The following is a 12,298-nucleotide window of genomic DNA, read 5'->3' as shown; positions in this document are numbered from 1 at the left end:
TCAGCTATTTATTATGAAAAAATTAGGTGAAGAAATGGCGATTGATCAAAACAAAATTATAGATACGACCTTACTAGCTGGTCGGATTATGACGGAAGGTGGCTCGGAAATTTACCGTGTGGAAGATACCATGCGGCGCATTGTTCGAAAAGCAACTGGGGATGATAGTGAAATTTTTGCAACGATTACGGGTGTGTTATTAACGATGGATTCGGATGATCATACACGCTTTAGTCAAATAAATCGGCGTGGGATTGATATGGAAAAAATCAATATCGTTAATGAACTATCACGAAAATTCACTGATGATCAAATTGATTTAAATCAACTACAAGCGCAATTGAAGAAACTAGATCATGAGCTACCCAACTTCCCACTGTGGTTACGTGTACTTGGAGCAGGCCTCGAAGGGATGTTCTTGATGATTATCTTTACCCAAACGCATGATTGGTTTGATATGCCATTAACGTTAGTGGCAGGGGCCGTGGGGTATTTGGTTGCCGAGATTTTGGGTTCAATTTCACGGATTCGATTTGTTCGCGAATTTTTAGGGTCGTTGGCTTTAGGGATTGTTGGAATTGCAGGTGTACGCTTAGGATTCGGACATGATGTTAATAATGTCTTGATTGGTGCGGTGATGCCATTGGTGCCTGGTGTGCCTATTACAAACGCTTTGCGTGATTTAATTGAAGGTAATTTATTGGCTGGAATTGAGCGTGGTTTTGAAGCTGCCTTAACGGTCTTTGCGATTGCGTGTGCTATTGGAACTCTGTTCCATTACTTATAAACAGCGGGAGGGATAGGATAAATGTTATTTGATATTTTCATTCAACTCTCGTTCAGTTACTTAGCCACGGTTGCCTTTGGACTCTTTATTAATGTCCCCCGTAAGGCCTTGAATGCGGCTGGAATTTCCGGTGCCGTCGGATGGATGGCATACTGGTTCTTAGTAGAGGCAGGTATTAATGCGATTCCAGCAAATTTTGTTGGGGGTCTTGCCGTTGGATTAATTGGCCTTGTGATGTCACAATACAAGCGGATTCCTAGTACCATTTTTAATATTCCTGGTTTGGTGCCCTTGGTCCCAGGAGCTTCGGCCTACCAGGCGCTCATCTTACTACTCAGTGGAAATATGGATGCTGCTAATGAGAAGCTCTTTTCGGTTGTGATGATTGGTGGTGCAATTGCCATGGGATATGTTGTTTCTCAATTAGTTTCTGAACAATATTTCCGTTACCGGCGCAACCAAGTATTGTCTAAAAATGACGAGCAAAACTTAGATCATGATTTAAGTGACAACAAGCAATAAAAAAAGACCTGACTTCAATCAAAGTCGGGTCTTTTCTATTTATACTATTTTAGTGCTTACGTTTGAAACCGAAGCCGAGTAGGCCGATTAACATACTCATTCCAGTCCAAACCAATGTTGTGTTATCTGAGCTACCTGTATTTGGTAATGCTTTGTCGCTCGCTTGTGTTGTGTTGTTAGGTGTCATTGAGGTCTTTGCGACCGTGGGTGTGCTTTGGACGGTGAAACCCGGATATGGCTGAGCTGAAAGCGAAGCTTTGGCAGCTGCTTGTTGAGCCTGAGCCAAAACCAACTTTGCGTTGGCTTGGGCAGTTGCTTGCTTAGCTTGTTGGAGCTTAACATCAGGAGTAACCGCAGATTGCTTAGCGCCTAATGGTTTAGCAGCAACAGCATGATCAGCTTGTGGCGCAGCAGGCCGAATTTCAGTCGTTGCCACTTGTGATTGTGCAGGTGCTTCATTTGATGGTAGTGCCGGTGTTGCGGTTTGGCTACCATCGGCTGGTTTCTCAGACGTTGTGTTTTGATTATCAACGCCTGGTTTTTCAGGTGTTGCGGTTTGACTACCATCGGCTGGGTTTTCAGGCGTTGTGGTTTGACTGCCAGTAGCGGGCTTTTCAGGTGTCACGGATGCCACTGATAGACCAAGTTCTTGATTAACCGTTTCATCTGAAACTGGGTTGAATGTCTTTAAATCACGTTTATCAAAGATAATAAAATCGGTGAGATAGTTCCAATCAAATTGTCCACCTCGGTCACCGACATAATCGATGAATGGAACAAGCATACCGACTTGGTCAGCCTTGAACGGGATTAACATATCCTGAAGGTGACCATTATTTGAATCGCCATCTTTATAAGCCATGGCTGTGAAAGCATTTAGAATATCAATTTTAGCTTCAAGCATTGTTTGCGCTGATCCAAAGCCTAGATTTTGACTACTTAGGGGGATGAATAGGCTTGTTGGATTATAAGACTCACCATTTTTACCTAAGTCAACAAAACTAGTATGATTATCAACAGTTTCCGAATGCGTATCGCGATACGCCAATTCGGTATCCTTAACTTGATTCCGGATCTTATCACTCATCACAAGTGGTGTGAGTTGGTGCTGTTTCCGTAAATTATTGATGAGCTCAAGCGCGTAATCGGCAAGTTCTTTTTGTTGATTATCAGCTAACCGGCCATTTGTGATGACTAACTTCGCTGACGTATCTTGCGTTGGATCGACATCGTACCAACCATAATAGTTACCGTTACGAGACTCTGTACCGTCAGCTAAGTTTTTTGGCTCAGTTAAGTTGTGAGGAAGATGCTGTTCGTCGGTAATCGGCGTTGTGATGACACCATCAGCGTCAGCGGGGGCAACGACTGAGATGTGATTAACTTTCTCAGCTGTTGTGTTGGTTGGCGCGTTATTTGATGTAACAGGTGTAGCTTGCTTATTTTCTGTGGTTTGTGCTTGAGCATCTGTAACAGTCGTGCTAGCGGGTGTTGTTGCGGAAGAGCTGTTGGTTGATTCCGCATTGGCAGTGCTTGCTTCTGACGCTGCAACAGACTCACTGACGGCACTAGTAGAGACGCTAGTAGTTGGATTGATTGTGGTGTGTTCACTGGTGGCTGAAGTGGGTGCTTGATTAGCTGTCGCGCTTGCTTCTGTAGCGGATTGGGCCACGGCTTCTGCTTGTTGTGCGACAGTGGCAATGACTTCTTGCGATGCCAGTGCTTGATCAGCCTGGTTGGCTGAATTAAGTTCGTTTGTGGCTTGTGAGCTCACTAGGTTTGCTTGCGGGTCGTTTTGTGTTTGCTCATCAGCCTGAGCGTTAACTTGTACGCCAGCTAATGTTGCTGTAGCGGTAAGGGCTACGGTGAATTTAATTTTATTATTCATAAGAGACCTTCTTATTCTAAAATTTCTTAACTTACTTATTATTAATAATAAACTCATTTTAATCGAAATGCGACTATTTTACGTAGGATTTTAAAAGTTGCAAAAAACAATCTAATTTTATTAGTATTTATAGGTGCTTTATATTTATACATTTAAAGTGATATAATATGCAATTTAGAAAATAAGATGCGCGTAACACTTGTAATCGGTTACTTATTGTATATGGTGGTCATAATGTTGAATTACACTAAATTAGTGGAATTTAACATAACAAAAGAAGCCATCTGATTTTTGTTTTGAGTAGGCGTATTAGCGCTATTTATAGGTAATCATTGAAACGGCAGTGTATAAGGTAAAGTTTGGCGAATGCTTCACAAAGTTGTATGAATTTTGTATGATTATTTATTTGTGAAAAATAATTGATATATTTTGTACTACTTTTTTATTGATGAAAAGAGGTGCTACGATTTTAACTTAAATTTTTTTATCGTTCGTTTAAGTTTGAGTCCCTAAACTTTGCGTTATTGAAAGAGGGCAACTTCTTTTGATACTTATATAGCAACATACACTGCTCATATTCGCTGTTGCATATTCTGTAATAGCAAAACTCCTAGTTTTTATATATGCTCCCATCATGTATAAAACAAAACAGTTTATTTCTCCCAAAGATAAACTGAAAAAAGGACCTAGTCTCCCATCTAGGTCTTTTTTCTTTGTGAAAATGGCTTTGGTATACACATACAAAACACATAAAATTAAGTTCTGTTTATCTTTAGGTGTTATAATAGTAATTGTAAATGGAGACGTTAAGTAATTATAAGGAGTGAATAATATGACACAAGAAAATGAACACTTAACAACAGCCCAAGGGGCTCCTGTTGGTGATAATCAACATTCTGTAACAGCGGGTGAAGATGGCCCGGTCTTAATTCAAGACTATCAATTACTTGAAAAGCTTGCGCACTTTGCGCGTGAACGAATTCCTGAGCGTGTGGTTCACGCTAAGGGGGCTGGTGCCTTCGGTACCTTTAAGTTGACTCACGATATGTCTGCTTATACAAAGGCCGACATGTTTAATGGTGAGGGTAAGGAAACGGAGATGTTTGTACGTTTCTCAACTGTTGCCGGTGAATCAGGTGCATCAGATACTGCACGTGATCCACGTGGATTTGCTTTGAAGTTCTATACTAATGATGGAAACTATGACATTGTTGGATTGAGCTTACCAGTTTTCTTCATTCGTGATGCGAAGAAGTTCCCTGATTTCATCCATACGCAAAAGCGTGATCCAAAGACACATTTGCATTCAGATCGTGCTAAGTGGGACTTCTGGTCACACTCACCTGAATCATTGCACATGGTCACAATGTTGTTTGGAGATCGCGGAATCCCAGCTACTTACCGTAACATGAACGGATTTGGAAACCACACATTCTTGTGGGTTAACGAAGCTGGTGAACGTTCATGGGTTAAGTATCACTTCAAGCCAAAGGCTGGCGTTAAGAGTCTAACAGCTGATGTTGCTACAAAGTTGGATGGTGAAAACCCTGACTCAGCTACACAAGATCTTGAAGAATCAATCAAGAAGGGTGACTACCCTGAATGGACGATGTATGTGCAAATCATTCCTTTTGAAGAAGGTTGGAACTACAAGCAAAATATTTTTGATGTGACACGTACGGTTTCACACAAGGATTATCCATTGCATGAAGTTGGAACGATGACTTTGAACCGTAACCCAGAAAACTACTTCACTGATGTTGAAGAAGCTGGTTTCTCACCAGCAAACTTGGTTCCTGGTATCGAAGCTTCTCCTGACAAGATGTTGCAAGGACGTTTGTTCTCATATGCTGATGCACAACGCTACCGTGTGGGTGCAAATGCTAACCAACTTCCTGTTAACGCACCAAAGGTACCCGTACATGACCACCAAGTTGACGGTGTCATGGGAACGAACAAGAACACTGGTGATATTAACTACGAACCAAATAGCTTCGATGGCATTAAGGAAGAACCAAGTGCTAAAGAAACTGGTTATGACGTAGAAGGTCGTATTGGAAACCATGTTACTTATGACGATGATTTCTATACACAACCTGGTATTTTGTACCGTGATATCATGTCAGAAGACGAACGCGAACGTCTAGTGTCAAACATTGCCGCAAGTTTGGGTAATGTTGACGATGAGGATATTCAAAAGCGCGAAGTCACACAATTCTACAAGGCTGATCCAGATTATGGTAAGCGTGTGGCCGAAGCGATTGACCTTGATATTGATTTTGATACCATTGACTAATATGAAAAACTGAATGAAAGTAGGGTAAATTACCCTGCTTTTTTTTATGGAATCAGTCGATTTTGAACATTTATGGAAATGTGTTCAAAATTTATCTTTCATTTAAGTTTCTCTCGATAATATAAGCTGTGTTGAACGGATGACGTTCAACAAGAACACTCCAATGTTCTACTTATAGTCTCCGCTATAGAAAAACATTCCTAAAAAATCATCAAACGCTTGCTGTTTGATCTTAAAATAAAGAAGAAGTGCCTAGCACTATGAAAAGAGCCCTGGTAATGGCTGACCAGGACTCTTTTTGTTTGCTTGACTTTATAGGGTGATTCAAGCTAAGATATAACTACTAATTAACACACGAATTGAATAATCTCGTAACCTATCGAGAGTTCAGGGAGGGACTAGACCCGTTGATCTGACGCCAGCTACCGTAATGGTGTTGTGGTAATTTCTAGCAGATAGGCGCATTTCTAACTCTGATATGCCGCCTTGACTGTGGTATTTCGGGGTTATTTTTTTCGAATTTATTTATTAAAAGAGGTAAGAATTTATGGTAGAAAAGCGTTTATTTACATCAGAATCAGTTTCCGAAGGACACCCTGATAAGGTATCTGACCAAATCTCAGATGCAATTTTGGATGCCGTTTTAAAGCAAGACCCAAATGCCCGCACTGCGATTGAAACTTCAGTGACAACTGGGTATGTGAATGTGTTCGGTGAATTATCAACAACCGCCTATGTAAACATGAATAAGATTGTTCGTGATACCTTAACGCGTATCGGTTATGATGATCCAGATGCTGGTTTCTTAGCCGACGACGTGCACGTTGGTATCACGATTGATGAACAATCACCTGATATTGCACAAGGTGTGGATCAAGCGATTGAACAACGTGAAGAAGGCGGAAAAGATCCGCTTGATGAAATTGGTGCCGGCGACCAAGGATTGATGTTTGGTTATGCAACTGATGAAACTGACCAATACTTGCCACTAACGGTCGTTTTGTCACACGCTTTGGTGAAGAAGCAAGCTGAAGTACGCCGTTCAGGTATCTTGGACTACCTTTTGCCTGATGCAAAGGCCCAAGTGACAGTTGAACTTGACGAGAATGATCAAGCAACACGCATTGATACAGTCGTCCTATCAACGCAACACCGCGAATCTGCCTCATTGGAAGAATTACGCGCTGATGTGAAGAAGTACGTGATTGATCCTGTGTTACCAGCTGACATGGTTGATGAAAATACACGTTATTTGATTAATCCAACTGGCCGCTTTGTGATTGGTGGACCAAAGGGTGACGCTGGAATGACTGGACGTAAGATTATTGTTGATACTTACGGCGGTTACGCACGTCACGGTGGTGGTGCCTTTTCTGGTAAGGATGCGACAAAGGTGGATCGCTCAGCCGCTTATGCTGCGCGTCACATCGCAAAGAACATTGTTGCTGCTGGTTTAGCAAGTCGTGTTGAATTACAAGTAGCCTACGCCATTGGTGTTGCTGCCCCAGTTTCAATTGACGTGAACACGTTTGGAACTGGTGAGGTAAGTGATGAAGCGTTGGTTTCAGCCGTACGTGATATTTTTGAATTGCGTCCAGCCGGTATTATCAATGAACTTGATTTGCGTGAGCCACGCTATGAAGCGACTGCCGCTTATGGTCACTTCGGTCGTCCAGAGCTAGACTTGCCTTGGGAGCGTCTTAACAAGGTTGATGAATTGAAAGCATATTTTAATAAGTAAAAAAGATTGCTGGCTAGTACCGGCAATCTTTTTTGTTTTACCGGACGGATATATGGCATAATAATGGTAATAAACCAGACCGAAACGAGTAATAAAAACATGAGACCTAAAGTAAACATACCTGTTAAGCTGGGCGATGTCGTCACCGCCCACATTAACGAGGTTGCCTATGGTGGACAAGCCATTGGCGAGTATGAGGGTTATCCACTTCACTTAGATAATGCCTTTGCTGGTGAAACGGTACGTGCCAAAATCACCCAAGTAAATCGTAAGTTTGCCCGCGCCCAATTGGTAGAAGTTGTGCATCCTTCACCTGATCGCATTGATGCTGGGCGTCCTGATATCATCGAAACAGGCATTGCACCTTATTTAAACTTAGCCTACTCCGCTCAATTAAAATTGAAACAACATCAAGTTGAACAAATCTTTGCTAATGAAGATATTCATACATCGGTCGCACCAACAATTGGTATGGAAAACCCAAGCCATTATCGGAATAAGACCGTGGTACCAATGGCATATGCAGACGGTCATTTGGTAACTGGATTCATTAAACGGCAGACGGCTAACACCGTCGTGCCTTTGGACGATTACTTCGTTAACGATCCAATTATCGACCAAGTCATTGGGCAAGTGCGCGATATTTTAGATGCGCATCAAGTGACCTTATTCTCAGACGAGACAGGGTTAGGCCAAATGCGTTATATCATGGTGCGTCGTGGTTACTACAGCGGTGAGGTAATGGTTGTGCTGGTAACGCAAACACCAGAATTGGACGATGAAAAAGAAATTGCTGAAGAAATTGCAGCCGTTGTGCCAGGGATTAAGAGTGTCATGTTAAATGTAAATCCGCGTCGATTACATTTGATGATGTCAGGTGAGAACCGCTTGTTATGGGGGGATGATGCCATTCATGATACCCTTTTGGGGATTGAATTTGTGATTGGGCCAAACTCCTTTTATCAAGTGAACCCACAAACGACGGAAGTGCTCTATACTTTGGCGGCTGAAAAGGGTGAACTCACTAAGCATGACACCATTATTGATGCCTATTCTGGAATTGGGACAATTGGGTTAACCGTGGCCAACCAAGTGAAACAAGTCTTGGGTGTGGAAGTCATTGCCCGAGCGGTTGAGGATGCGCAACGCAATGTGGCGCTAAATGATATTCAAAATGCAACTTTTGTCACCGCTGATGCGCCAACACAAATGAAGGCGTGGCGTGATGAAGGGCTTGAGCCAAATGTTATTTTTGTTGATCCCCCTCGTCCAGGGTTGACGCCAGAATTATTAGATGCAGTGGTGGAAATGCAACCAGAACGTTTTGTCTACATTTCATGTAATCCAAAAACGATGGCACGTGACATTCGTTATCTGTTAGATAAAGGTTTCTCATTAAGTGGTGATATTCAACCTTTGGATCAATTCCCACAAACGGCCCATGTCGAAACTGTTGCAGTACTTGTACCAAATCATTAGAAAAGAACACCAAAAGTTACCTTAACTTTTGGTGTTCTTTTTTGTACGGCTGTGTTTTTCTATATAAATGGAATGAAAAATGAATTGAGAAATTTGCGAAAAATTTACGTATTTGCCAAATAGTTTATATTTGTTGAGTAGCGGCCATTTTGTATACTAAGAATTACGATTAAGGGAATTTAAGATAAAAATTGGGGACGAAACAATGTTACAGGCCAAACAAATAACGGTACGAAATCATCGAGAAGTTTTAAAGCAGGTGAGTATTACTTTTGAATGTGGGAAAACGTACGGGATTATTGGGGAGCATGGTGCTGGGAAAACAACATTGTTGCGAGCATTAAGCGGAAAAGCGCAATTGAAAAGTGGGGAAGTGCAGCTAGCGGGGCAAATGGTTCAAGATAGGTTCGATGAACTATGTTACTTTGGAGGGCTACATTGCCTATATCCAAATCAGACGGGCCGAGCGCACGTGTGTCAGGTGCAAAAATACTATCATTCTGCCAAACGAATTGATGAATGCTTGGCTTTATTTAATTTAACTGCAATTGCTGACGTTCCGGTACGAAGGTATACATTACAAGATCAACAGCGGTTGCTCATGACACTTTACTTTGCGAGTGACGCTAATTATTTATTGTTAGATGAATTGATGAATGGTTTGACCAATGAAGATCGATTGATTCTCGACAAATTAATTTATCGTTGGCAAGAAGCGGGGAAAACGTTAATTTTAACTGCGCACCAAGCGGAAGCTTTAGCACCAATCTGTCATAAATTGCTGATGATTCACCAAAAACAATTAATCACACCATAAAAAAAGGACCCGCAGGTCCGTTTAAGTTATTTTCGATTTAATAATGGCAGATTAAGTGCAGTACGCCGAATCGTATCAAGACCAACAAAACTAATGGTGTCGATATTTTCACGGTGTGCACGGCCAAGTGTGCGTGTAAAGGATTGCGCGTCGTTATCTTTATATTTCACAACAATATGCACAAGCTCATTTGTAAAATTAGTATCTGTCATGCTGACTTCAGGATTATTGATGCTTGGTAACACAGTTAAAACGATGTCACCACCGGCAGCCACTTGTAATGTTTCAGCTAAATCTGCGGCAGCTTCAGCGTTTGGTACCTGTTCACCCATAATTGTAGTAGCAAGGTCCAAGTCTTGACGTAATTGAGCAGGGTCGAGCTGATCAGCAATTGCCCCGTTAGTATATGCATCTGCCACACTCACTGTGAGATTGTGCTCCGTGAGTGCTTGATTTGTCATCGCTGCTAATGAGTTAGCATCCCCGTAACCATAGAGATAATCACCAACGATGGCGTTTACTTGTTCTGCTAATGCTTCATTTAAAGCATCGGCGTCTTGTTTAGTAGTGGCCTGTGCCGTTAGACGAACGGTTACTTCGTGTTTTTTAGCGTAAGTCGCAATTGTTGGGTTGGTCTGCGTATCAATGAGCGGACGTAACTCCGTTTCTAAACGTGATTCCCCAATGCCGTAATAACGTAGGACTAATGATGACATCACTTGTTCAGGTGAGTAAACCGATTGGAGTAATGGTAGAACATACTTATCGAACATTGGTTCGAGCTCCCATGGAGGTCCAGGCAAGAGTAAGAAGTCAGCACCATTTTCGTTCTGATAGTAAGAACCAATGGCAAAACCAACGTCATTTTTAATAGGTTGTCCGTCTTCGATATATTGCGCCTGTAGACGATTAGATGGCACCATGGTGACGCCAGTATCTCGGTGCCAATTTTCAACCTTAGCCATTGCCTGATCATTGTCCACTAAGCTCTTACCGAGGACATCGGCCGCCACCTGTTTTGTGAGGTCATCTTCGGTAGGACCCAACCCACCAATTAAGATGACAAGATCTGAGCGACTATTGGCTTGAGCCATCTCGTCATACATACGTTGGTAGTTATCCCCAACAATTGATTGATGGTAACTAGCTAATCCTAGACCGCTGAGATGTTTAGCGATATAAGGACGATTTGTATCAGTGATTTGACCAAGTAGCAGTTCAGTACCAACTGAGATGATTTCTGCATCCATAATGTCATTGCCTCGTTGTTCTTGTAGATTTAATTTGGACGATTGTCGTAATCATACCCGAAATTTTACGTACCGTAAACTTGACCAAGAATAGAATTAAAAATGTATTGTTTTCTCTTGTTAACGGCGTTGAAGGTATTTGAATTGGTTAAAATGAGATTTAATCTAATTAAATGTTAAGAAAAAGTATAGGTGAAATCTTTTTGTTGCAATATTAGACACATAACTGTAACATAGTAAATGTAAACGAAATATAAAAACAAATGGGAGAAGCGATATGTCGAAGAAAGTGTTAACAATATTAGCTGTTTCAGGTCTCTTAGGTGCCGGAGTTATTGGTGCAACGAGTGCCTCAGCGCATTTTGGTAAGATGAATGCAACTAGCTCAAGTTTAGTTAGTCATAAGCAGGCTGACAAAGACAAGCACAACGTATCAAAGACGACGACTACATCTGCAAAGAGTAATGCTACTAAAAAAGCACATTCTAAGACTGATGCAACGCCCAAGAACGCTAGTGAAACAAAGGTAGCATCAAGTAGTGTTAAGGTAGCTCAACCTGCGACAACACAAACTCAAACGGATGCAACGACACCAAGTACAAACAAGGTAACAAGTTTTGATCAACTTACGCAGAATCAACAACTAGCAATGTTGGCTGATTCATGTTTTGCATATAAGCCTACTGGTACGCAATTCAATGTTTATATGCCGACTGCTGATCAATTCGTTATTTACGATATTGGAGAGGGTGTCGGGGGTTGGCCTGATCATGCCGTACGTTTCACGAACAACCATAATGGTACTTACACAATTGCGGGAGCTGAATCATCAGCATCTTCAAATTCACAAATGACTAGCCAAAATAGCTACTGGAAGACGATTCAAAACGTTTCTGAGAGTAGCATGGTAGCTCGTTTCAACCAAATGGATTCAAGTACGCGCAATATGTTAGAGAATGCCTTTAATATTCAAGCAACTGACTTCCCATATTTGCCAATCCAACAAAATGCTATTCCAAATACAAACGAATCAGGATCTCAGAATGAGGTTAGTACTTCGAACTTCGACCGTTTACCACAAAACGAAAAGTATGTGTTGATGGCGAAGGTTGGACTTGGTGTTGCAAACGCACGTTCTAGTTATGATGTATACGCACCTTCTCGCGACCAAGTCATTATTTATGACAAGGGTGAAGGCGCTGGTGGTTGGGCAATGCACTCAATTCGTGTGACAGACAACCATGATGGTACGGTAACGATTAATCGCCCTGTTTCTGATACTGCCCAAGCAACATCACAAATGTACAAGGGTAATTCATATTGGGGTCAAGCTGTTACAGCCACTAAAGCTGAGTTGTTGCAAGCAGGTGATATGTTGGGACAACAGGATGTGAATGCTGTTGCGAATGTCATGGTGACAATTCCAGGTGACTTCCCATACCTACCAATTACACAAAATACAATGCCAAAGTAAAATAAAAACTGCTGATGTTAAACATCAGCAGTTTTTTTATGTTT

Annotated in this window: 9 protein-coding genes; 7 read left to right on the top strand and 2 right to left on the bottom strand. The window is 41.6% G+C overall.

Annotated elements, in window-relative coordinates; all coding sequences use genetic code 11:
* The first annotated feature begins 13 nt into the window (after positions 1 to 13).
* On the top strand, positions 14 to 787 hold the full coding sequence (locus IE337_RS07420; protein WP_191136329.1) for a threonine/serine exporter family protein: 774 nt from the start codon (positions 14 to 16) through the stop codon (positions 785 to 787).
* A 21-nt stretch (positions 788 to 808) separates the two neighbouring features.
* Positions 809 to 1,309: a threonine/serine exporter family protein gene (locus IE337_RS07415; RefSeq protein ID WP_069201682.1), complete on the top strand. Its 501-nt coding sequence runs from the start codon at positions 809 to 811 to the stop codon at positions 1,307 to 1,309.
* A 49-nt stretch (positions 1,310 to 1,358) separates the two neighbouring features.
* Here the strand turns inward: IE337_RS07415 and IE337_RS07410 are convergent, their stop codons facing one another.
* Positions 1,359 to 3,197 carry an LPXTG cell wall anchor domain-containing protein gene (locus IE337_RS07410; RefSeq protein ID WP_191136328.1) on the bottom strand — a complete coding sequence of 613 codons (1,839 nt, stop codon included), beginning with the start codon at positions 3,195 to 3,197 and terminating at the stop codon, positions 1,359 to 1,361.
* An 832-nt stretch (positions 3,198 to 4,029) separates the two neighbouring features.
* Here IE337_RS07410 and IE337_RS07405 point away from each other — a divergent pair.
* From IE337_RS07405 to IE337_RS07390, 4 genes are all read left to right on the top strand, one after another.
* A complete protein-coding gene (locus IE337_RS07405) occupies positions 4,030 to 5,493 on the top strand; it encodes a catalase (RefSeq protein WP_191136327.1) in 1,464 nt (487 codons plus the stop codon).
* Positions 5,494 to 6,040: 547 nt separating this feature from the next.
* On the top strand, positions 6,041 to 7,234 hold the full coding sequence (gene metK / locus IE337_RS07400; RefSeq protein ID WP_191136326.1) for a methionine adenosyltransferase: 1,194 nt from the start codon (positions 6,041 to 6,043) through the stop codon (positions 7,232 to 7,234).
* Between the two features lie 99 nt (positions 7,235 to 7,333).
* Positions 7,334 to 8,713, top strand: a complete 1,380-nt coding sequence (gene rlmD, locus IE337_RS07395; RefSeq protein WP_191136325.1) for a 23S rRNA (uracil(1939)-C(5))-methyltransferase RlmD — start codon at positions 7,334 to 7,336, stop codon at positions 8,711 to 8,713.
* 205 nt (positions 8,714 to 8,918) lie between these two features.
* Positions 8,919 to 9,530, top strand: a complete 612-nt coding sequence (locus IE337_RS07390) for an ATP-binding cassette domain-containing protein (RefSeq protein ID WP_191136324.1) — start codon at positions 8,919 to 8,921, stop codon at positions 9,528 to 9,530.
* Positions 9,531 to 9,556: 26 nt separating this feature from the next.
* On the opposite strand, the gene IE337_RS07385 is transcribed toward IE337_RS07390, so the two are convergent.
* Positions 9,557 to 10,780, bottom strand: a complete 1,224-nt coding sequence (locus IE337_RS07385) for a CinA family nicotinamide mononucleotide deamidase-related protein (RefSeq protein WP_191136323.1) — start codon at positions 10,778 to 10,780, stop codon at positions 9,557 to 9,559.
* A gap of 277 nt (positions 10,781 to 11,057) precedes the next feature.
* Between IE337_RS07385 and IE337_RS07380 the strand changes: the two genes are divergently transcribed.
* A complete protein-coding gene (locus IE337_RS07380) occupies positions 11,058 to 12,254 on the top strand; it encodes a hypothetical protein (RefSeq protein WP_191136322.1) in 1,197 nt (398 codons plus the stop codon).
* Positions 12,255 to 12,298 lie beyond the last annotated feature (44 nt).

The organism is Weissella viridescens (assembly GCF_014789145.1).
Lineage (GTDB): Bacteria > Bacillota > Bacilli > Lactobacillales > Lactobacillaceae > Weissella > Weissella viridescens.
The sequence above is the reverse complement of the archived record's forward strand: the minus strand, read 5'-3'. Positions and strand labels throughout refer to the sequence as shown.